19 protein-coding genes and 1 pseudogene are annotated in these 22,511 nt (G+C 57.5%); 10 read left to right on the top strand and 10 right to left on the bottom strand.

The genetic code is table 11. The features are described from left to right. Window positions 1-97: 97 nt before the first annotated feature. From T424_RS0113090 to T424_RS0113080, 3 genes are all read right to left on the bottom strand, one after another. On the bottom strand, window positions 98-2,194 hold the full coding sequence (locus T424_RS0113090) for a catalase (RefSeq protein WP_027488132.1): 2,097 nt from the start codon (window positions 2,192-2,194) through the stop codon (window positions 98-100). Between the two features lie 271 nt (window positions 2,195-2,465). Further along, a complete protein-coding gene (locus T424_RS0113085) occupies window positions 2,466-4,742 on the bottom strand; it encodes an FdhF/YdeP family oxidoreductase (RefSeq protein ID WP_037067618.1) in 2,277 nt (758 codons plus the stop codon). Between the two features lie 271 nt (window positions 4,743-5,013). After that, a complete protein-coding gene (locus tag T424_RS0113080; RefSeq protein ID WP_027488130.1) occupies window positions 5,014-5,946 on the bottom strand; it encodes an MYG1 family protein in 933 nt (310 codons plus the stop codon). Window positions 5,947-6,148: 202 nt separating this feature from the next. Here T424_RS0113080 and T424_RS0113075 point away from each other — a divergent pair, with 202 nt between their 5' ends. Both T424_RS0113075 and lldD read left to right on the top strand, forming a co-directional pair. Beyond that, entirely contained in the window at window positions 6,149-6,898 is a 750-nt protein-coding gene (locus T424_RS0113075; RefSeq protein ID WP_027488129.1) for an FCD domain-containing protein, read from the top strand. Continuing rightward, window positions 6,895-8,031, top strand: coding sequence for an FMN-dependent L-lactate dehydrogenase LldD (gene lldD, locus T424_RS0113070; protein ID WP_027488128.1), 1,137 nt, complete (start codon window positions 6,895-6,897; stop codon window positions 8,029-8,031). Before T424_RS0113075 ends, lldD begins: the two co-directional genes overlap by 4 nt. Window positions 8,032-8,044: 13 nt before the next feature. Here the strand turns inward: lldD and T424_RS0113065 are convergent, their stop codons facing one another. The 4 genes from T424_RS0113065 to T424_RS0113050 all read right to left on the bottom strand — a co-directional run bounded on the left by T424_RS0113065 (window position 8,045) and on the right by T424_RS0113050 (window position 13,208). Next, a complete protein-coding gene (locus tag T424_RS0113065; protein ID WP_154664905.1) occupies window positions 8,045-9,445 on the bottom strand; it encodes a BNR-4 repeat-containing protein in 1,401 nt (466 codons plus the stop codon). Between the two features lie 241 nt (window positions 9,446-9,686). Next, window positions 9,687-11,309, bottom strand: coding sequence for a ribosomal protection-like ABC-F family protein (abc-f, locus tag T424_RS0113060; RefSeq protein WP_027488126.1), 1,623 nt, complete (start codon window positions 11,307-11,309; stop codon window positions 9,687-9,689). A gap of 145 nt (window positions 11,310-11,454) precedes the next feature. Continuing rightward, on the bottom strand, window positions 11,455-12,417 hold the full coding sequence (locus T424_RS0113055) for a dihydrodipicolinate synthase family protein (protein ID WP_027488125.1): 963 nt from the start codon (window positions 12,415-12,417) through the stop codon (window positions 11,455-11,457). A 95-nt stretch (window positions 12,418-12,512) separates the two neighbouring features. Next, window positions 12,513-13,208 carry a GntR family transcriptional regulator gene (locus tag T424_RS0113050; protein ID WP_037067616.1) on the bottom strand — a complete coding sequence of 232 codons (696 nt, stop codon included), beginning with the start codon at window positions 13,206-13,208 and terminating at the stop codon, window positions 12,513-12,515. A gap of 240 nt (window positions 13,209-13,448) precedes the next feature. Between T424_RS0113050 and T424_RS22160 the strand changes: the two are divergent. Further along, window positions 13,449-13,565 (top strand): annotated as a pseudogene (locus tag T424_RS22160) (IS481 family transposase); the annotation flags it as partial. Here T424_RS22160 and T424_RS22950 read toward each other — a convergent pair. The 3 genes from T424_RS22950 to T424_RS0113040 are packed head-to-tail and all read right to left on the bottom strand — an operon-like array spanning window position 13,551 to window position 14,433. After that, window positions 13,551-13,871: a hypothetical protein gene (locus tag T424_RS22950; RefSeq protein WP_210164396.1), complete on the bottom strand. Its 321-nt coding sequence runs from the start codon at window positions 13,869-13,871 to the stop codon at window positions 13,551-13,553. The pseudogene T424_RS22160 and the gene T424_RS22950 sit on opposite strands and share 15 nt — an antisense overlap. A 58-nt stretch (window positions 13,872-13,929) precedes the next feature. After that, window positions 13,930-14,160 (bottom strand): CRISPR-associated endonuclease Cas2, encoded by a 231-nt coding sequence (gene cas2, locus T424_RS20960; RefSeq protein ID WP_245269549.1) that lies wholly within the window; start codon window positions 14,158-14,160, stop codon window positions 13,930-13,932. Between the two features lie 39 nt (window positions 14,161-14,199). Next, complete coding sequence (locus T424_RS0113040; protein ID WP_027488123.1) at window positions 14,200-14,433, bottom strand: hypothetical protein; 234 nt, start codon at window positions 14,431-14,433, stop codon at window positions 14,200-14,202. Window positions 14,434-15,170: 737 nt separating this feature from the next. Here T424_RS0113040 and T424_RS20955 point away from each other — a divergent pair. The 7 genes from T424_RS20955 (at window position 15,171) to T424_RS0113005 (ending at window position 22,421) form a co-directional block, all read left to right on the top strand. Continuing rightward, window positions 15,171-15,593, top strand: coding sequence for a recombinase family protein (locus T424_RS20955; protein WP_084268496.1), 423 nt, complete (start codon window positions 15,171-15,173; stop codon window positions 15,591-15,593). Beyond that, window positions 15,577-16,926: a hypothetical protein gene (locus T424_RS0113030; protein WP_027488122.1), complete on the top strand. Its 1,350-nt coding sequence runs from the start codon at window positions 15,577-15,579 to the stop codon at window positions 16,924-16,926. The genes T424_RS20955 and T424_RS0113030 overlap by 17 nt, the downstream gene beginning before the upstream one ends. 306 nt (window positions 16,927-17,232) lie before the next feature. Beyond that, window positions 17,233-18,324 (top strand): RHE_PE00001 family protein, encoded by a 1,092-nt coding sequence (locus T424_RS0113025; RefSeq protein WP_051558965.1) that lies wholly within the window; start codon window positions 17,233-17,235, stop codon window positions 18,322-18,324. A 79-nt stretch (window positions 18,325-18,403) separates the two neighbouring features. Beyond that, window positions 18,404-19,426: a LysR family transcriptional regulator gene (locus T424_RS0113020; RefSeq protein WP_245269546.1), complete on the top strand. Its 1,023-nt coding sequence runs from the start codon at window positions 18,404-18,406 to the stop codon at window positions 19,424-19,426. 109 nt (window positions 19,427-19,535) lie between these two features. Next, window positions 19,536-20,390: a transketolase gene (locus tag T424_RS0113015; protein WP_027488119.1), complete on the top strand. Its 855-nt coding sequence runs from the start codon at window positions 19,536-19,538 to the stop codon at window positions 20,388-20,390. Next, window positions 20,387-21,421, top strand: a complete 1,035-nt coding sequence (locus T424_RS0113010; protein ID WP_027488118.1) for a transketolase family protein — start codon at window positions 20,387-20,389, stop codon at window positions 21,419-21,421. Before T424_RS0113015 ends, T424_RS0113010 begins: the two co-directional genes overlap by 4 nt. 247 nt (window positions 21,422-21,668) lie before the next feature. Then, window positions 21,669-22,421: an SDR family NAD(P)-dependent oxidoreductase gene (locus T424_RS0113005; protein ID WP_027488117.1), complete on the top strand. Its 753-nt coding sequence runs from the start codon at window positions 21,669-21,671 to the stop codon at window positions 22,419-22,421. Window positions 22,422-22,511: the final 90 nt, after the last annotated feature.

Raw genomic sequence — 22,511 nt, 5'->3', positions numbered from 1 at the left:
CCTTGCCAGGCCTTTGCCAGCCAGTCTTCAGCAGTGGACGCCTGACGAAACCCCGAATAATACATTCGATTTTGTATGGGATGTATAAGTTTCCGGATCAGGCCAGAGAGCGCAACTTTGGTTCGCGCTCCCAGAACCGCTTTGCCGCGGCCTTGAGAAAATGTGCATCCAGTCCAGTTATGCCTTCGTCCGGCTCAATCCCGGCCTTCTGCAACAGCGGTAACGAGGCCTGCGTATGACCGATCGCCTTGAGGTGGCCGAAGCCATCCATGACCCATTGAATGGCTGCCGCTTCGGAAAGCATCTTTTTGGTAGCCTTCTCATCGAGCAGAATGGCAAGAGCATCGAAAAGAACAGAAGGAGAGCCCGCTAACTGGCCGTCAGCGGCAATGGCCTCGCCGCTCGACAATTTCACCGAGCCAACCTTCGGCGCCACGAGGAAGGCGGTCGCGCCAGCTGCGCGAACCGCCGCCGTCACCTGATCCAGCATTGCGGCATCCGTGCCATCGGCGATGAGAATGCCGATTTTGCGCCCCTCCAGCGTCTCAAGCATATTCTTCTGAATGGAGAGCGCCGGTGAAGGCTCAAGCTCCAGGGGCTCGCGGGCGCAAGGGTTGGCGTCGGGAAGATCGATGCCCAAACCTTCGGCTACCCGCTCACCGAGGCGCTTGTCCACATTCAGGAGATTGGCGATCATCCGCGGCGGCACATGCTGGAATTCGACCTTGGAAAGTTCGAATACAAAGGCAGAGGCAACATGCGCCTGTTCCGAGGCGGTGAGCGATTTCCAGAAAAGCCGCGCCTGAGAGTAATGATCGGCAAACAGTTCCGCGCGCACCCGCAGCTTGTCGCCCTGCTCCTCCTTGCCCGTCTGCCGCTCGAACGACCGAAAGCCCGTGGCGGGACATTCTCGCGGACCGCTCTCTTCATTGGCCTGATCCAGACTGTTCGGTTCGTAATTGGCGCGGCCTTTGGGCACCACCATCTGCATCATGCCGTCACGTTGAAAATTATGCATGGGGCATTTCGGGGCATTGATGGGAAGCTGATGAAAATTTGCGGTTCCAAGCCGTGACTTCTGCGTGTCGAGATAGGAAAACAGCCTTCCCTGAAGCAGGGGGTCATTGGTAAAATCGATGCCGGGAACGATATTGGCCGGGCAATAGGCCACCTGCTCCGTTTCTGCAAAGAAATTGTCCGGATTACGATCCAGCACAAGGCGGCCCACCGGCTTTACCGGCAGCAGTTCTTCCGGAATGATCTTAGTTGCATCCAGAACGTCGTAAGGAAGCGATGCGGCGAATTCCTCATCGAAAAGCTGCACGCCAAGTTCCCATTCGGGAAAATTGCCGCTGGCGATTGCTTCCCACAAATCACGGCGATGGAAATCATTATCAGCCGATTGCAGCTTCAGGGCTTCGTCCCAAACGGTGGACTGCACCCCAAGCTTCGGCGTCCAGTGGAATTTCACGAAAGTTGATTTCCCCTCGCTGTTGACGAAGCGGAATGTGTGAATCCCGAACCCCTGCATGGTGCGCAGCGAACGGGGAATGGCGCGATCCGACATGGCCCACATCAGCATATGGGTGGTTTCCGGCATCAGGGAGACGAAGTCCCAGAAGGTGCCATGGGCGCTGGCGGCCTGCGGAAAGGCGCGATCCGCCTCCATTTTCACCGCGTGGATGAGATCGGGAAACTTGATGGCGTCCTGAATAAAGAAAACCGGAATGTTGTTGCCAACCAGATCCCAATTGCCTTCACGGGTGTAGAATTTCACCGCAAAGCCGCGAACGTCACGCGGGGTGTCCACGGAACCGGCACCGCCTGCCACCGTGGAAAAGCGCACGAATACGGGAACCTTGTCGCCAACGCGCTGGAAAAGATCGGCGGAGGTAACATCGCTCAAGGAATGCGTCAGCTCGAAATAGCCATGGGCGGCTGAACCGCGCGCGTGAACGATGCGTTCGGGAATGCGCTCATGGTCGAAGTGAAAGATTTTTTCACGCAGGACGAAATCTTCAAGGAGCGTTGGCCCGCGCCTGCCCGATTTCAGACTGTTCTGGTTGTCGGAAACGGGAATGCCCTGATTGGAGGTCAGGGTGCCATGGCCTTGTTTTCCCGCCGAGGCCCCGGTGACTTGATGGGTTTCTCCGCCTTCGCCACGGCGGGTTTCATAGGTCGTCCGATCAGTCATGATGATAGTCCTCTGCGTGGATTGGTTTCTTTGATTCGAAGCGACCCGCCGGACACTGCCCGCCCGATGGCGAACCTTGACCGCCGCAAGGTCCAAATAAAAACCGGCCCTGCGCCAGTCTGTTCCAAGGCGACCGACCATTGGCGCTACAGCGCCGTGCGTTTTATCAAACGCACGAAGGATGCTGTAACACTTTAAATCTGCTGTATAATTTTCACCTCAAATCGATTCCGATTTAAGGAATTATGCAGTAGCAGGCGCCATAAGACGCTCACACCTGAACGCGCACGGGAATGGATTTGGATGCTGGCGTTCCGGACATAACATCATGATGATCGATGGAGATCAGCACGTTGCACTCGGGATAATAGGCAGCGATCGTGCCGCGCGGCAGCGTATGTGCCCGGATTTCAAGGCCCGGAAGCTGGCGGTCCCTGCCGTCTTCAAAATCGCTGACGAGCGTGACCACCTGCCCTTCGCGCAGGCCGGCGGCGGCGATGTCTTCGCTGCTCATCAACACCACGTTGCGCGTGCCTTCAATGCCGCGAAATCGATCGGAATAACCGTAAATGGTCGTATTGAACTGATCGTTGGAGCGCATGGTCAAAAGCCGGTAGCGGCCCTGCGCATCGGAAAAGGACAGCGCATTCAACCTGTCGGGCGCTGTGAAGACCGCTTTCTTTTCTTCTGTTTTCCAGATGCGGCAATGAGCGCCATTTCCGCGATAGAAGCCGCCAGCCTCGAACATGCGGGCGTTATAGTCGTGGAAGTCCTGCGGGTAAGTCTGTTCGATGAGATCGCGCACAAGGCCGTAATCCCCGGTCCACTTGTCCCATTCCAAACGCGGATTGGGTTTGAGCGTCGCCCTGGCAAGGCCTGTAACAATGGCAAGCTCGCTTTTGAGATGAGGAGAAGCCGGTGTCGCTTTGCCAATCGAAGCGGAGATATTGGAAAAGCTGTCTTCCGTTGTCACGACTTGTACCCCACCGGCCTGCTCGTCCCGCTCCAGCCGCGACAGGCATGGCAGAATGAAGGCCTCGCGACCGGGAAAAAGGTGGCTTCTGTTCAGCTTGGTGGAAACCATCACCGTGAGGTCCTGCGCCGCCCAGGCCCTCTCCATCTCTTCCTGCTCCGGCACCGCGCGCACGAGATTGCCGCCCAGAGAGAGGAATGCCTTTACTCTGCCTTGCATCAGCGCTTTCACGGCATCCACGATGGCCATGCCGTCATGATCCGGCGGATCGAATTCGAACAGGGATTTCAGCCGATCCATCGGAACGAGCTTTGCCTTTTCGGCGATGCCCACCGTTCTTTGTCCCTGCACGTTCGAATGCCCGCGCACGGGACAGCATCCAGCGCCTTCGCGCCCGATATTTCCCCGCATCAGCAGGAGATTGACCAGCATCTCGATGTTCAGCGACCCGTGAGAATGCTGCGTAAGGCCCATGCCGTAAACGCCGATCACCCGTTCAGCCTGAACGTAAATCTCACCCGCCCGGCGAAGGGCAGCCTCGCTCAGCCCGCTTTCACGCTCGATGTCACTCCAGCTGGTGTCGCGAATTCTGGCAAGAAAGGCGGGAAAACCGGTTGTGTGCTGAGCGATGAAGTCAACGTCCAGAACCCGCGCGCCACCCGAGGCAAGAGCCCGGTCATCCGCCTCGACCACGACCTTGCACAGGCCGAGCATCGCAGCAATATCGCCGCCCGCCTGCACCTGAAGATATTCGTCGGAGATGACCGTTTCCCGCCCCGTCAGCATATCGGTCGGATTTTGTGGATTGACGAAGGAGACCAGCCCCTGCTCGATTACCGGATTGAAGGTGACAATGCGCGCACCGCGTTGCTTCGCCTCTTGCAAGGGATGCAGAAAGCGCGGACTGTTTGTACCGGGATTTTGCCCGAAAAAGAAAAAGGCGTCTGCCTTTTCGAGGTCATCCCAGACAATCGTGCCGACAGGGGAACCAATGACCCGTTTCAATGCGACGGACGTGGTTTCATGGCACATATTGGAGCTTTGCGGCAAATTATTCGTGCCGAAAGCCCGTGCGAACAGAGCATAGAGATAGGAGGCTTCCAGGCAAGCGTGACCGGAAGAGTAGAAAACGACCTCATCCGGCGACAGGCTTTTCAACCGGGCGCCGATGGCTGCAAAAGCATCTTCCCAGCTTGTTTCCACATAGCGGTCCGTCGCCGCGTCGTAGCGTAGCGGATGCGTAATCCGTCCGGTCTGCTCCAGATCGTGATCGCTCCAGCCCCGCAAGGCCGTAACGGTGTGATCCTGCCAGAAATCCGGGCCACATCGCGCACTCGTAAGATCAGACAGCGTCGCCTTGGCGCCGTTTTCGCAAAATTCGAAAGGGTGATAATTTTTCGGCTTGGGCCATGCGCAGGATACACACATCACGCCCTTTGGCTTATTCTGCCGCGCCAGGACTTCCAGCGCCGCAGGCCTCGACCTGTTGTCGCCATAAATCCGGACAATGGATTTCAACGAACCCCAGCCGCCTGCCGGGCCTTCCGCTTCCGGGTTTTCAACGGCGTCATCCATGGCGATAGCCACAAACTGAAGCGGTACGGATTGGATGTGTCAGCATGGCAGTCTCCCGAACGAAGAGCAATGCTGCCTAATGACTGGCGGGCCGCATTGTTCCTGCGCCCGCCATTCATCCATGACGCTTCAGGTGTGTGGACATTCGGCATTGGGGGTGGCGAAAACGGTGATTTTCGAGAACCGGAGCGGAGTGTACTTGAGTACATGAGCACCGGGAGCGCAGAAAATTACCGTTTGCAGCCCGCTCAAGGGCGAATGTCCACACACCCTAGATCACATCCGGCCCCGAAACCGTATTCACCGCAATCTCTGCCAGACGCAATGTCGCCTCCCGCGTGCGTGCAGCCGCGATGAAGCGTCCGTTGTGACAGAAGCTCGCGCCCTCGACACCGCTGGCTGCCTCCAGCGCAGCACCGCTCAGGCCTGCCCACGCCGCCGGAAGATCCGCGCGTAGCGCAAAACCCTCATCCGACTTGCGAATGCCGGTTACGCACCAGTCTTTTTCGCGCGGATGGACCACGAACAACAAATGCTCGGCGCCAGCCTTCTCTATCGCCGAACGGAAGGGCATCCCCATCGGAAGTTCCAGAATTCTGCTCGTTCCAGCCTTCGCAATGGCATCGAGCACCAGCGTTTCCGCCCTCAGCTTGGCGTGAAGCCCGCTGATTTTCGCTTCGACGAAATTCCGCGCCATCGCGATCGCCAGACGGAAGGCCTCTTCAAGGGCCTCCGGGTCCCGATTGTCAAAGGCAGGCTTGAGCGATTCGATCAGCGAAGGCAGGGTCAAACCCGCCAGCAGGCCAGCGTTATCGGGGCTGATAGCCCCGTTATCGGCAAGATCCACGGGCAGAACGAAGGCATTATCGAAGGCCGCATGGACGTCAGCAATGAAACCATCCGGCAAACCAAGCGCGGCGAGATAATCTGCGCCGAAATGCTTCCAGACAAGACCAAAGGAACTGAAGGGCTGTCCGCTCTCACGCAGGGGCGCACCGCGCTGGTGATGATCGAAAATACCCGCAGCCGCATCGTAATCCCCGCCGACATCGTAAATGAGCCGGTCTGCGCCGGGCGTGATCCACTCCGGCGCGCGGCTGCGAACCAGTTTCGCCTGCGGAAAAAGCCGCGTCAGGATAACGCTGGACAGCACTTCGTCAGCGTGAAAGCCGCCGGAATGTGTCACGAGATAATCAGGGACCATGCGGGAAAACCTTCGAGTTTCACGAGTAATCCTGCGGCGATAACCGTTTGCCGCTACAAGTACAATAGCTTGCGGATTTCGACGCTCATCATACTGGTATTACCAATTTCGTCCTAACTTCAAAAACCGTCATTTTGACAAAGGAAATTTGCATTTTTGTTGATTTTTGGTATGACCACTGACAAGCACGGGATGCCGAGAGATGAAACTGGCAGCGAAGATCGAAGCGTTTGTCGCCGAACAGGGGCTTGTGGCGGGAGACAGGCTGCCCGCCGAAAGGGTTCTGGCGGAGCGGCTTGGCGTTTCGCGTCCGCGTCTTCGTGAAGCCATTCAGCAACTGGTCAGCCGTGGCATTGTCGTCAGCCGGCATGGCGGCGGCACCTTCGTTGCCGATCGCACGGCGCCGCTGCTTGAGCAGGCGCTCCGCCCGTTGGAGCCGCTGATCCGCCGGGATCGCGGCTATTGGCAGGACGTGATGGAACTTCGCAAGGCTCTTGATCCCGAGGCGGCCTTTTACGCAGCCCGGCGCGCCGGGGCCGAAGACCGCAGCCGGATTGCGGCCGCTTTGGAAGATATGCAGGCCGCGGCTGGATCCTCCCCTGACCTTCAGGCCAGCGCGGATGTGGCCTTTCATCTTGTCATTGCGGAAGCATCGCAGAATATCGTGCTGCGGCAGGTTCTTGCCGGACTTTCCGCCCTGTTGCGCGAAAGCATTTCCGAAAGCCTTGCAGACCTTCACGCCCATCCGCAGCAGATGGCCGCACTCCAGCAACAGCATCACGCGATCGCAACGGCCATTCTGGCAGGCAATGCCGAAGAAGCGCGCCGCGCCATGACGGAACATCTTGCCTTCGTCGAAACCAGCCTGCGCTCGATCGAGCAGGATGCGTCCCGTATCAAACGCCGCAAGGCCTCCATGAACACCCCTTTGAAACCCGGATCTCGTCCATGATCATCTCTTCTTCTTCCGATTACCGCGAAGCTGCACGGCGCAGGCTTCCGCCATTTCTGTTTCATTACATCGACGGCGGCGCCTATGCGGAACACACATTGCGGCGCAATGTGGATGATCTGAGCGACATTGCATTGCGCCAGCGCGTGTTGAAAAACGTCGGCGACGTGGATCTGACGACCACCTTTTTCGACGAGGCCGTCTCTATGCCCGTGGCGCTGGCCCCCGTGGGTCTTACCGGCATGTATGCAAGGCGCGGAGAGGTACAGGCCGCCAAGGCGGCGGAGAAAAAGGGAATTCCGCTGACGCTTTCCACCGTCTCCGTCTGCCCCATCGAGGAGGTTCAGCAGGCAGTGAACCGGCCCATCTGGTTTCAACTCTACGTATTGCGTGACCGGGGCTTCATGAAAAACGCGCTGGAGCGCGCCTGGGCGGCAGGCATCCGCAAGCTGGTTTTCACCGTGGACATGCCGGTGCCCGGCGCACGCTACCGCGATGCCCATTCCGGCATGTCCGGCCCAAATGCCGCTTTCCGGCGGATCCTGCAAGCCATGACCCATCCCCGCTGGGCACTGGATGTCGGCCTTGGCGGACGCCCGCACGATCTTGGCAACATCTCGGCCTATCGCGGCGAAAAAACCAATCTTGCCGATTACGTTGGCTGGCTTGGGCAGAATTTCGATCCCTCGATCGGTTGGGCAGACCTGGAATGGATCCGTGATTTCTGGAAAGGTCCGATGATTATCAAAGGCATACTGGACCCGGATGATGCCCGCGATGCAGTACGCTTCGGCGCTGACGGCATTATTGTTTCCAACCATGGCGGACGCCAGCTGGATGGCGTGCTCTCTTCCATCCGCGCATTGCCGCCCATTGCCGAAGCAGTCAAGGGCCAGTTGACGATCCTTGCCGATTCCGGCGTCCGATCAGGTCTCGACGTGGTGCGCATGATCGCCCAGGGCGCCGATGGAGTCTTGATCGGACGCGCTTTCGTTTACGCCCTCGCCGCCGCAGGTCAAGCCGGGGTCGAAAACCTGCTTGATCTCTTTCAGAAGGAAATGAGAGTTGCCATGACGCTGACCGGAGCCAAGTCGATTGCCGGGATTTCAAGCGACGCGCTGGTAAAGGCGTAGAACAGATGGGCGATTATTGCCCGCTGACCAGGCTCTCAGGGAAAACCCATTTCATGGGAGAAGGTGGCGGATTGCAGGCAAGCGGAGCCTCACTGGTACAGGGGCGTGGATGGTCCCGGTTCGGCTGCTGCGCATACCAGATGAGACGCCCCATCACCGGACCGTCGAACCCTTCCTGCCTGACGGGAATGGCCATCGAAATGGCGGCTGGCATTCCCTTTGGCGGTTCTATACGCGGTTCCGCAGTCGTCTTCACTAATTGCGCTGCATTCGGCATCGCCGGAGGTTTGGACGTCGAAAGATCGGGACCAACGACAAGCTTCGTGCGGGCGCCAGAGGGGAAGGTGATGGTAATGACCGGATCCTTGCCTGTGGAGGCAACCACATTCATCGAAACGAGCCCGACCATCGTGCCGCCGCCCTGGACGGGACTTCTGACAGTGTCGGCTGCGATTTCCTTATGAACCCATTCGCCTTCGCCAGGGCGGGCGGCGAAAACAGCGTTCTTGCCGGCCTCGTTATATTTTGTATAGAAAATGACTGGCTCGCCATTCCTGCCAAGAACGAGTTGGGCGCTATTGACCAGCCCCTGTTTCAATCCCGGCTTATCGACGATATCGGCTTGTCCCGGCATGACAGGACCGGCATTGCCCTTGGCGAAATAGCCGGACCAGTGAACGAAATCCCGCGTCTGGGCGTAATCGACCTGATAATTCGTGGCCACATCCGGCGTCTCTCGCCAGACAATGGCCACATGGCTGACGCCCTGGCTGTCGGTGACGATGGTTGATGGATAGGCGCTCACGCTATGATGGCCATTGGTATCGCCATAGGCAGGAGCCATTCTGAACCATTTGCCATTATCCCACCGGTTCGTAACCCAGACACCCTCCCCTGAATGACCGATCCGATACATGACCAGGAGTGACTTGTCCGTTGCCTTGAGAAAGGTCGGGTAGGTCGCTTCCTGCTCATCCTCCCCCTTTCCAAGCATGTAACCCTCCCGGAAATCATCGAGCCGTCCGGTCTTTGAAACGGCATAGAAAATTGGAGAACCATGGGATCCACCGGCCACATGCACGCTGCCGTCTTCACCCACCGCCATTCTAAGATTGTTGTGAGCATCCCAGCCTTCAAACCGAAAGCCGAAGGAGCGGGAACACACCACCCCGCTTCGTGGATCGACGCTTGCAATGGAGACATATCGATCCTTGTTGTAATAGGCGATCATCAACGAGCTGCCAACGGTCGCAGCGCCGGGCTGGGCGCGGACACCGCTCCAGACATCATCGATCCGGATGCTGGAAAGCTGATCGAGACGATCAATCTTTTCCTGCCGGCAAAAAGACCCTGCGTGCGCTGAACCGGCGAGACAAAGCACGATCAGGGAGGTCAGGCAGGAGAGGACTTTCATGGACGAGGCCTTTCGTAAGACATCTTTAGAGCGCTTTTCGATCTGATTGAAATAGATCGACAATTTAACATTCTATTTTTGAAGCATAATCTTGATCGTCCCCGTTTCACCCCGTCGGATTATGCCCTCTTGCTTCCATGCCATTTTTGACCAAAGTGAGGTGGCAGATCAATCGGTTTCATCGGCCGCCAGACATTCTGCCAGCGGGCATAGGGCGGCGGTTGCCTGCGTGCCCGCAGTTTCACCCTCTCAGTCCCGGCGCTTCCTGACCGGTGCGTTCAACATATTCCGTATACCCCCCATCGTAACGGTGAACGCCGTCGGGTGTCAGTTCCAACACACGATTGGAGAGTTCCGCAAGAAAGTGGCGATCGTGGCTGACGAAAAGCATGGTGCCTTCGTAAGTGGACAGTGCCTTGATGAGCATTTCCTTGGTGTCCAGATCCAGGTGGTTTGTCGGTTCGTCCAGCACCAGGAAGTTGGGCGGATCAAACAACATGGCCGCCATGACCAATCGTGCCTTTTCGCCCCCGGACAGAACGCGGCACTTCTTTTCCACATCGTCGCCGGAGAAGCCGAAACAGCCGGAAAGCGCTCTTAACGGCGCCTGACCGGCCTTGGGAAAACGCTCCTCCAGCCATTGGAGAATGGTCAGGTCGCCATCCAGCACGTCCATGGCGTGCTGGGCAAAATATCCCATTTTCACACTGGCGCCGATTGCAACGCTTCCCGTATCGGGTTCCGCGGTTCCCGCAATCAGCTTCAGCAATGTAGACTTGCCCGCACCGTTCACACCCATGATGCACCAGCGCTCGCGCCGCTTGATCATGAAATCGAAGCCTTCGTAAATCTTGCGGCTGCCATAGGCTTTGTGAACGTTCTTCAAACTAACCACATCGTCGCCGGAGCGGGGTGCTGGCTGAAATTCGAAAGCGACGGTCTGTCGCCGCCGAGGGGGCTCCACCCTTTCGATCTTGTCAAGCTTCTTCACGCGGCTCTGGACCTGGGCGGCATGGCTGGCACGTGCCTTGAAGCGCTCGATGAATTTGATCTCCTTTGCCAGCATGGCCTGTTGGCGCTCGAACTGCGCCTGCTGCTGCTTTTCATTCTGGGCACGCTGCTGCTCGTAAAATCCGTAATCGCCGGAATAGCTGTTCAGGGCTCCCGCATCGATTTCGATGATCTTGTTGACGATGCGATTCATGAACTCGCGATCATGCGAGGTCATGAGCAAGGCGCCGTCATAATTCTTGAGGAAGGATTCAAGCCAGATCAGGCTTTCAAGGTCCAGGTGGTTGGAAGGCTCGTCCAGCAACATCACATCCGGCCGCATGAGAAGAATACGGCCCAGGGCAACCCGCATTTTCCATCCGCCGGAGAGCTTGCCAACGTCCCCATCCATCATCTCCTGCGAAAAGCCCAGCCCGTCCAGCACCTCGCGCGCCCTGCCCTCCAGCGCATAGCCATCGAGTTCTTCGTAACGGGCCTGCACCTCTCCATAGCGTTCGATGATGGCATCCATTTCATCAAGCCGTTCCGGATCGACCATCGCGGCCTCAAGTTCGCGCAGCTCACCGGCCACGGCGCTTACCGGCCCTGCCCCTTCCATCACCTCGGCAACCGCGCTGCGGCCGGACATTTCCCCCACATCCTGGTTGAAATAGCCGATGCTCACGTTTTTCTCGGTGGCAACCTGACCCTCGTCTGGCTGATCCTCACCGGTGATCAACCGGAACAGCGTTGTCTTGCCAGCACCGTTCGGGCCGACAAGGCCGATCTTCTCACCCCGGTTCAGCGCCGCCGATGCTTCGATATAGAGAATCCGGTGGCTGTTGGACTTGCTGATATTTTCGATGCGGATCATGTGGGCGCCTGTGTGAAAGAGAAGATGCCGCTATGCCATGACTGCGGCTTCCTGTCACGAAAGGGCTGCGGCCTGCGGCCAAAATCCTTCTCCAGCCGCCATGAGGCAATGGATCTGCCCCATGGCGCGCCGTACCCGATCCGGATCAGGGTTGGCAGGCCTGCACGGCTCCCGGCAGCTTGCTCCACTCTTGGTACCAGGTTTCGAAGAGCCTCAACTGCGCCTCTACATAACGCTGCTGACTTTGCGAAAGACAATCGGTGTCATTGAAATGCAGCGCGTATTCGACATTCCCCTTCAGCACCATCATATGCTTGAAGTAGAGAACAAGGTCAGGGCCCTCGTCGAATGAGGAAAGGACAGCAAGCGCCTGCTCAAGTTCCAGAGCCCGCCTGCGAGCATCCGCATTTCCCTGCGCCGCCGCCTGCGCCAGATTGCAAAGATGCAGAACCTCGCGGGGCAGAACATTGCCAATCCCGGTAATCGCGCCACGCGCTCCGCAATTCACATAACCGTGAAACACGGCGGTATCCACGCCGATCATCAAGGTCACATCATCGTCTTGGCTCGTGATGTTTTCGGCCGCATAGCGCATATCCGCAGGGCCGCCGAATTCCTTGAAACCCACCAGATTGGGATGCTCTGCCCTGAGCGAGAAAAACAGCTCCGCGCGCGTGGCAAACCCGTAATAGGGGCTGTTGTAGATGACGGCGGGCAGGCTGGGGGCTGCGGCGAGAATTGCCTTGAAATGCGACCGTTGCGCCGAAACGACCGAGCCCCGCGAAAGAACACGCGGTATTACCATCAGGCCCTTGGCCCCAACCTGTTCGGCATGGGCCGCATGGGCAACGGCAACAGACGTGTTGACCGCCCCCGTGCCGACGATGACCGGAATGCCAGCGGCGGCAAGGCGTTCCACGCCCGCCATTCGCTGGGCATCGGTCAGAAGCGGCCAATCCCCCATGGAGCCGCAATAGACAACGGCCGACATGCCTGCATCCATCAACTCGGCGGCCGTGCGCACCAATGCCTCAACATCGGGGCTGCGGTCCTGCTTGCATGGCGTCATCAATGCGGGAATGACACCTGAGAAAATATCTGCGCTCATGGGATCTCCTTGAAACTGACCGTGGCCTCGATTTCCCCTTTTACCGCTTTGTATTCAAGTTGTCGACAAACTTTTTTACTGAATGTCTGCCGGGATTACAGCTCTATCTCAAGGCGCCCCTGAGCGGTCAACAACCTACGGACCTGTTCGACAATCTGCTGGGCGTGGGAATGGGCAAGGCGATCTGCAAGGTCCATGTCGCGACCGGCAATGGCGGCAATCATCTCGTCATGTTCATCGACAAAGCGAGAAGGCAGCCGGTCCTGATAGGACTGATAATAAAGCCGAAGCAGCCGGCGCCCCTCATCAAGCAGCCGCCGGAAGAGCGAAGTGAAATAAGTATTGCCTCCCGCCTCGGCGATGGACAAGTGAAAGGCGGCGTTGGTGGCGATCATCGCCCGCGCATCCTGCGCGACCACGGCCTGAGAAAACTCTCCCTGCAAGGCCCGAATTCTCTGCAAATCCTCGGCCTTGTGATGCTGCGCCGCAAGACGCGTGGTGGCGCGGTACATGAGGGTGAGGGCATCGAAATAATGATGCATATTCAGAAAATCGATGGGCGCCACCATGGTTGTCCGGTTTGGCAGACTTTCGATCAACCCCTCCCCCGCAAGGCGGACCAACGCCTCGCGGATGGGGGTGCGGGACATGCCGAAACGCTCCGCCAACTGGACCTCGTCGATCGCACTGCCAGGCGCAAGTATCAGATTGAGAATTTCATCCCGCAATTCGTCATAGACATGCCGTGCGCCTGAACCGCGTTTACGATCGTTTCCATCCGTTTCGTTCATGATGTCCCCTTTTCATCGGCAGGTTTTGCTGATGCCCTATACCGCCAATGCTACAGCCACATGCTCTCTTTCATCGCTGATGGTTTGATTGTGACACGATCAAATATCAAAATCAGACCACCAGATGTGAGGTTTCAGGAGGTTGTCCATTCGGAGCGAATCTAGAGCATTTCCAGCAAAAGTCCGGAAGGGCTCTAGGAGACTGGAATACCACACCTCAGTCTTCCAGAATCGCTCCGAATGAACATCCATAAGAATGCCCGACTGACACCTTTGCGTCGAGCGGAAATGGCCATCGCCGTTCTTGCTGGCAAACTCACGAAGACGCAAGCTGCCATAGGTCTACAAATAACCGCGCACAAGACTCGTAAGAACGTGTGCCACGTGAGTTGCGGCTGGACCGCGTTTTCTGATCTGATATGCGGTCAATTTCCTGATTTCAAAGAGAAATTGACCGTCGCCGAGACATATTTTCGCGTGAAATTCATCAAACAGCGCCAGTTGATCCGGATTTTTTCGTCGCTTTCTTCGTGCCTGATCCGAGAATTGGATGATATTTTCATACTGCCGGTCAGTGAAAGGAAAGATATAGACATCGCCCCACTCAGGCAAACCCCTTTCAATTTGCCGCACATAGAGCATTTCCAGGAAAAGTGTAGTCACGGTTTTCCGTCTGGAAATGCGGAAAAACAGAAGGTTAGGGGGTCCGGTGAACCTTTGTTCACCGGACCCGCACATAGCTTTCAAACTGTTCTTTGCCGTTGCAAAAGCGCAGGTAATTGGAAAGCTGGCTCATCTCGAAGCCGATGTCGAGAAGATGCTGACGGAATTTCGTTGCGGCCGCTCTTTGCTTTTTCGTTTCGACCGGCAGGTCGAATGTCACCAGCATCCACATGATCTGATACCCGCTGAGATGACGCGGCCCGTGATTGGCCTTGCGTAGATGAGACATCATTCCTCCTGATCGATGGAAAGCCTTGTTTGCTTCTTCTTAGGGCTCCCAGTCGACAAAGGCGGCGCCCGCTTCCCTAATCACCGCATTCAATCCAGCCATGATCGCTATTGCCGCAAGCCTACTTCTCGGCAGCGGTTGTCGGCTCAGAATACGTTCGGCATCTTGCTCAGCCTGCTCGGCGCAGGCACTGTCATTATGTCGAGGAATAGGATTGGCTCCACGTTCGTCATCAGCGACGGCGATCTTCTGATCCTTGGCTGCGTTCGTCATGGGTTGTTTACAGCGTTTTCTGTCCGAAACTGTCGAGTTCGCTCAGTCCTCTCGCGACTGCCAGCTATTCAATCCGGCGAGGGATGGCGGTGCTGGTCGTAGCCACGCTCGTCAGCCCACCCATAGCAACGATCCCAAACACCGTTGCCCGGTTCGGGACCGCACAGTGGCTCAGCCTGCTCCATCTCGGAGCCGTTGGATCGGCGCCCGCCTACATCCTCTACTATGAAGCGCTCGGGTGCATTCATCACCCTCAACCCCATCACGGGAGTCTGCTTCGGAGCGCTTCTTTTTGGTGAACCAGTGACGCCGGCGATCTTCCTCGGTGGGGTCGGGTGGCGGCCGGAATCTGCGCGATCAACTGGAGCCCTCGGTACCGCGCGATTGAGGGCAAGCAGTCTTGATTGCGGCTATGCTCCTCGCGCTCGCGCCGGTCTTCCTGCTCGTTGCCCTGGGCGCTCTGCTACCTTGCCAAGGTAGCGTCCAATATCCTTTCAAAAAGCACTTGCCTTAATACCAAGGCGCGAGGATGCTAACACATCCTCGCCTTGAAGGGATTTCGAATATCTCAACTGCGTCAGTGGCTTGAGATATTCGAAAAGGGAATACCAAGAGTCGTTTTCAATGACCCTTGGTATAAGAGGTCATATTGAAAGAGGATTGTGAAAGGAATTTCATCCTGATTTGTCAGCAGGACCGGCGAAGTTCCACAAACGACCGCTTATGAAAGGACCTGGATGCTGATCGGCTATGCCCGCGTGAGCAAGGGAGACGAGCAATCGAACAAGGCCCAAGAACGCAGCCTGTCCGAAGCCGGTTGCAAGCGCGTGTTCGAAGAAAGGGCCTCCGGCGGACGATGGGACCGGCCCCGATTGCACCACATGCTCGCTCAACTCCATGATGGCGACACCGTCGTTGTCTGGAGGCTGGACCGAGCGTCGCGTTCCTTGAAAGACGTCCTGCATCTCATGGATCGCATTACTGCGGCGGGCGCCGGTTTCCGGTTGCTAACGGAAGCGATAGACACCACAACGCCAGCGGGACGCATGATGATGCAGATGGTGGGATCCTTCGCGAAATTCGAGCGCGCCTTGTCAGGCCGCAAAAGCCTCGCCGAACATCGCCAGAATATGGAGAACTTCCATGCCGACCAGCCATGATCTCAAGGGTCTTATGAAGTTCCTTGCCCGGGAAGAATGGCGCGAATGCTTCGACGAGGTGTTCTGCAATCATTTCGGACCGGTGCTGGATGCCGGCGAGATGGACTTCGAGGACATTGCCGAAATCCTCGGCGAGGTTTGGGCCATGACGCTTTGGGGCTGCGCCTTTGAGGATTTCATGACCCAGGACTTCGAGGTCGAGGGCGGCAACATTGTCGACGAATATCTCAAGCGTCGCGGCTGGAAGGAAAATGCTCAGGTAAAGGCTTATATGAAAGCACTGAGGATTTCTGTCATGAGCCTTTATGAAGTCAGTGAGATCGTTCCTGGCAAGTCACTGGTTGCGCGCGACCTTATTCGCGGCGGTGACATGATCCTCGTCAGTGAGGGAACGGCAACCCAGACGCTTAAACAATGGGACCGTATCGCCGCCCGCATTGTTCCTGTCATGGGAAAAAATGTGTTCGCCGGAGGACTTCTGCCGTTCACGCCGCAGGCCACCGAGGCGCTGTTCGATGGCCTGCGACAGATGTTCGGCAAAAAGAATACGAAGAAGCTGCCGGTCATCAAGGACGAGGAGCTTCAGGCCGCGGCCTCCATGTTCACACTTTCATGGCTGTTCGATACGCTTGAGCGCGCCATGGGCATCCCGTCGATGCAGAACGCTGATGGTGATGAGCTTGTATTCCACGACGTCAGGTTTCCGCTCGTCTCCGGCGTTACCCAGAAGGATATAGCTGCACGGGTTAGCGGTATTCCCGGTATGTCGCAGGAAAACGCAAAATTCTGGAACTGGCTTGAGCAAAAGCCAAAGCATAGTGCCGGCAAGCGCGCTGGACCGTCCTTTGACACCACAATGGACCACGGCGCGCGCGTGCTGGGAAATGTCGAGTTAAAGGGAAAATTCCTCCATCTCTCGACCAACTCAGCCGAGCGCGCTCAAACGGGAACGACGTTGATACAGCAGGCTCTCGGGGATCTCGTGCGTGTTCCGCTGACTGAAATCCGTACCGTCGAACAAATGATGGCCGAGCGCCCGACGAATAAAGAGCAAGACCCGGTATCTGAAATCCCGCCAGAAATTGCTGAGCAGGTCATTCACCAGTTCATGGACCGGCAATATCGTGAAACCCTTGATCAGCCAGTTGGAATGCTCGGCAACAAGACACCGCGCCAGGCCGCAAAATCAGCCGCTGGTCGCAAGAAGGTCGCCGAATGGCTCAAATATCTCGAAAATCAATCGTCCCGGCAGCCTAACCCGGCAGATCCTATGGCGACGTACAGTTTCGAGTGGATGTGGCACGAACTTGGGGTCATCGATCTGCGCCAATAGTTGCTACCTTATATGTGTGATGGGGTGGACACCCTCAACGCCATCGATGCGCCAGAATTATGCAGCAGATTTAGGGCGTTACAGCGTCCTTTGTGCGGTTGACAAAACGCACGGCGCTGTAGGGTGTGTGGACATTCGGCTTTGGGCGTCGCGAAAACGGTGATTTTCGAGAACCGGAGCGGAGTGTGCTTGAGTAGATGAGCCTAGGTAAGCACAGGAAATCGCCGTTTGCAGCCCGCCCAACGTCGAATCCCCACACACCTTAGACCAGGGGAAGGCGGCGCTTTTTCATGCAGGCAGTGAATCATGAATTACAAAAAACCGGAATCCCTTCTGCCACAGGCTTTGCTCCAGTTACTTCTCCAGCCAATGTCGCGCGCCACAGAAGCATTGGTGCGCCTTGATGAACGTCTTTCACGCTCGGACATATCCGAGGGCTTGCTCTCCCGGCTGGATTTCGCGGACGCCATTGCAAGCCTTTGGGTGGATGGCGAGCTGGCGCATATGGAAGATCTGGTATTTCACGATGCGCGAATGGATGTGCGTAGCCCCTCGCCAGAACTGGTGCTGGCTCACCTTGTCTTGCGCGCCCGCCGGGAGATTGCCTCTGCACCGGCTGACTGGCCGTTCACAGCCGCAGGCCTTGCCCGGCTGCGGGGGCGGGGTGTGAATGACGAAACACACACGCCCAAGCCCAGCAGCCTTTCCAAGCTGGCGCCGGACGATGATTTCGACGAAGCACTTGCAGCCTTCGATGCCGCGCTGGCCAAGGCAACAACGGCACTGGAGGTTGCGCGGACCAGCACGTCCGCCAAGGCTGAGAGACATCCACTGCTCTACGATCTCGATTGGGATGAGGATGCGCGGCTGCAAAAATGGCAGGCTGTTGTTGGCGAAGTGGAGTCGCTACCTTCAGTTCTTGGTGCTGCCATCATGCTTGATGCGTGGCAAACAATTGCGGTGAGTGAACACAGCCCGTGGCTGGGGCGGCAATTGGCTGCCGCTTATCTGCGGGAGAGACGGACGGCGCTTCACCATCTCCCGACCCTGAACGTCGGCCTGCGCCTAATTGCGCGTGAACGCCGTCACTCGCGAGACCGGAGCGAGCGTCTCATTGCGATTCTGGAGGCGATCGAGCTTGGCGCCGGACAGGGCCTCAAGGAGCATGACAGGCTGGTTCTGGCCCGGGCTGCGCTGGAGCGCCGCTTGCAGGACAAAAGAGACAGCTCACGTCTGCCGGCTCTTGTTCAACTGGTGCTGTCGCGCCCGATGGTCAGCGCAGCCATGGCCGCCCGGGAGCTTTCGGTAACGCAGCAGGGGGCCTTGCGTCTCATCAAGCAGTTGCAGCTTAGGGAACTGACGGGAAGGGGCCGTTTCCGTGCATGGGGCATTCTCTAGATGTGGAGCCTCAATAGGTTGTCCATTCGGAACGGATCCAGGAGACGGGAGTAACCCGGACTTACCGGTGAACGCAGGCATGGATCGAGACATTGCGATCCGTTACAATGTTTCCATGCGTGATCTCAATCTCAAAGCGACAGAATATTTCGAAGCCGTCGCCCGGCTCGGCAGCGTCACCAAGGCATCGGAAGAACTGGGAATTTCCCCCTCCGCCGTCAGCCAGCAATTGACGCTTCTGGAGGCGCAACTGGGGGTGAAGCTGTTTCGGCGCGAGAAGCGACGGCTGGTGTTGACCCTTGATGGCGACCGCCTGTTTCAGACCACCACACAGGCCTTCAGCGCCATCCGCAATGCGCGTTCCGCAATCTCCTTTCAGCGTGACAGACGCAATTTCGTCATCCGCGTCAGTCCCAGTTTCGGGGTGCGATGGCTGGGGCCGCGGGTCGGCGCGTTTGCCGCGGAAAACGAGGACTGGAACATCAGGATCGACGCCACGCCCGATTTTTCAGCCTTTGAAACCGAAAGCGTGGATGTGGACCTGCGCTATGGCATGGGCACATGGCATGGGCTTGCCGTCACGCCGCTCATGCATGACCTCGTTCTTCCCCTGTGCAGCCCCGCCTATCTCGAACGGCTCCGCAACATGGCTCCCGATCCGGCAAGCCAGCTGGCCAGCGCAAGATTGATCGACAGCGTCAAGACACTCTATCGCTGGGATCTCTGGCTGGCATTCAACAAGATCTACATTCCGAAGATCAATTACCCCCTGCGCTTTGACCGCTCGTCCATGGCCATCGAACTGGCCAAGCAAGGGGGCGGCATTGCCCTCGACAGTGTCAGTCTTTGCCTCGGCGAACTCCAGCGCGGCGAACTCGTGCCGTTTTCGACAGACTTTGCCGTCATCGATTTTCCGGCCTACTGGTTCGTTTGCCCATCCCGGCATCTTAACCGGCGGATCGTGCAGCGTTTTTCCAATTGGCTCACGACGGCCTGCCAAAGCCATGATGCTCTTGCCCGTTCGCATCTCAAGGCGCTGGGCTGCCATTTCCGGCTTGAATCGCCAACCGATCTGATCGACGTGAAACCCTGGGGCCTGTGAGTGGATAAGGGCAGTTGTTAAGCTCAGCTTCAAATCCCTTTCATGTTTCTTAAAATCATTCTCCTGACGGCGATGCTATCTGAAGCTGCATAACGTGCAGGAGGAGACTATGAGTTTGCCAAAGCATTCTGTGCCGCTCTCCAATGTTTCATTGGAGTTGCGGGCATGGAATATTCGCCGCAAGGCCCTGTTGATGGGGCAGGTTCAGGGACAGGGCTATATCGGACAAGCGCTTGGAATAGCAGATGTGCTGGCTGCATCCTATTTCCATGCCCTTGAGTATCGTCCCGACGAGCCGGAATGGGAAGGACGGGATCGCTTCCTTCTGTCGATCGGCCACTATGCCATCGCCCTTTATGCGGTTTTGATGGAAGCCGGTATTCTTCCCGAGGATGAGCTCGAAACCTACGGCATGGACGATAGCCGTATGCCGATGTCGGGCATGGCGTCCTATACGCCGGGCATGGAAATCACCGGCGGATCGCTGGGCCATGGCCTCGGTATTGCCGTTGGCATGGCCATGGGCCTGAAGCGCAAGAACAACAAGGCGCTCGTCTACAACCTGATGTCCGATGGCGAACTGGGCGAAGGCTCGACATGGGAAGCCGCCATGTCCGGTGCCCACCACAAGCTGGACAACCTGATCTGCCTTGTCGATTTCAACGACCAGCAGGCGGACGGCAAATCCACCGAAATGCTTTGCTCGGAACCTCTGACGCAAAAGTGGGAAGCCTTTGGCTGGCACGCACAGCGCGTGAACGGCAACGATCTTCAGGCTGTCGTCGCCGCATTTGACGCGGCGCGCGCCGTCAAGGACGCCAAGCCGCGGGTCATTATCTTCGATACCACCATGTGCAAGGGCGTTCCGTTTCTGGAAAGTCGAGAAATCACCCATTTCGTGCGCGTCGAAGCAGACGAATGGGATAAGGCGCTCGCAGTTCTGGAAGAAGGGAAGCCAGCATGACACTCGCATCCATGGCCCGCAAATACGAGGCCCGCAAGCTGCCTGAAGGCGAACGCCAGGCCACTTCCGCGATGATCGCGTCGCTGGCGGCCGAAGGCTATGACACGATTGCCGCCCCTTTCGGCAATGCATTGGTCGAAGCCGCCCGCAAGGACGAGCGCATCGTCGGACTGACGGCCGATCTTGGCAAATACACCGATCTTCACGTTTTCGCCAATGCGATGCCGGATCGGTTCTACCAGATGGGCATGGCCGAACAGGTGCTGATGTCGGCCGCTGCTGGCCTTGCGCGGGAGGGCTTTCTTCCTTTTGCCACCACTTATGCGGTTTTCGCCTCCCGCCGCGCCTATGATTTCATTGCCATGGCGATTGCAGAGGAAAACCTGCCGGTGAAAATCGTCTGCGCTCTTCCGGGCCTGACAACCGGCTATGGGCCAAGCCATCAGGCAACGGAAGATCTGGCGATCTTCCGCGGCTTGCCGAACATGACCATCATCGACCCTTGCGACGCCGATGACATCCTCGGCATGGTGCCGGAAGTCATCGCCCATAATGGCCCTGTTTACGCACGGCTTTTGCGCGGAAAAGTGCCCTCCGTTTTGAAAAGGCACAAGCCGGACTACAAATTCCAGCTCGGCAAGGCGCAAATGATCCGCGAGGGCAAGGATGTTCTCGTCATCTCCACGGGCCTTATGACCATGCGGGCATTGGATGCGGCTGTGAAGCTTGCCGAAGACAAGGTGGATGTGGCCGTTCTGCATTGCCCGACGATCAAGCCGCTGGATCTGGAAACGATTGCTGCCGAAGCCGCCAAGGGTGGCCGTCTGGTCGTCACGGCCGAAAATCACACCGTGATTGGCGGGCTTGGAGAAGCGGTTGCCGCCGGTCTTCTGACACGCGGCCTTGCGCCACGCTTCCGCATGATTGGTCTGCCGGATCAGTTTCTGGAGGCAGGCGCCTTGCCGACCCTGCATGAGATGTACGGGATTTCCACGGCCAAGGTCGTGGACCAGATCAAGGGCTGGCTCTAGAGCATTTTCAGGATAAGCGAAAACCGGATTTCCGTCCGAGAACGCGAAAAACAAACAGTTAGAGCGGCTCATTGTTTTCGTGAAACAACGAACCGCTCTGGCGAGCCACCCATTTCGCTGACTGGGCGCAGCACTTCACAAAGCGCATGGCTGGCAATTTAACACACTAATTTATTTGCATAATTTTCACTCTAACCGGATGTGGTCCAGAAAATTATGCTCCGCTATACGGGAGGACTTGCAAGCCATGGGACTTTTGAAGGGTAAATATGCCATTATCACCGGTGCGGCCTCAGCGCGCGGACTTGGCAAGGCAACTGCAAAGCTGTTTGCAGAACATGGTGCGACGGTTGCCATTCTCGACCTCGATGCCGATGCAGCACGTGCCGCTGCCGCCGATCTGGGCCCCGATCATATTGGTCTTGCCTGCAATGTCACAGACAAGGCCGCCTGCGATGCAGCCATGGCCGAGCTTGAAAAGCGTTGGAGCCGGGTAGACGTGCTTGTCAACAATGCCGGCATCACCCAACCGTTGAAAATCATGGACATCGGGCCATCCAACTATGATGCGGTTCTGGACGTGAACCTGCGGGGAACGCTCTATATGAGCCAGGCCGTCATTCCCGCGATGCGGAGCCAGAAGTCCGGCTCTATCGTCAATCTGAGTTCTGTCTCGGCCCAACGCGGCGGCGGCATTTTCGGCGGCCCTCACTATTCTGCGGCAAAAGCAGGCGTTCTGGGTCTGACCAAGGCCATGGCGCGGGAACTGGCACCGTCGAATATCCGCGTTAACGCCATCTGCCCCGGCTTTATCGCAACCGACATTACCGCCGGCAAGCTGACGCCCGAAATGCTGGAAACGATTATCGAAGGCATTCCAATGGGCCGGGCTGGCGAAGCCTCGGATGTAGCCGGTTGCGCCCTCTTCCTGGCGTCTGACCTTGCCGCCTATTGCACCGGCACGGAAGTCGATGTGAATGGCGGGTCGCTCATCCACTAGAGCAGGTCCCGCAAAATCGTGTCAGCGGTTTTGCGTCCGGTGAATACCGGTTCACCGGAAGTGCTCTGGCAGCATTCGGATTTTCATCGG

It is taken from the genome of Allorhizobium undicola ORS 992 = ATCC 700741 (assembly GCF_000621665.1).
Taxonomy (GTDB): Bacteria; Pseudomonadota; Alphaproteobacteria; order Rhizobiales; family Rhizobiaceae; genus Allorhizobium; species Allorhizobium undicola.
This window is presented reverse-complemented; position numbering and strand designations above follow the sequence as displayed.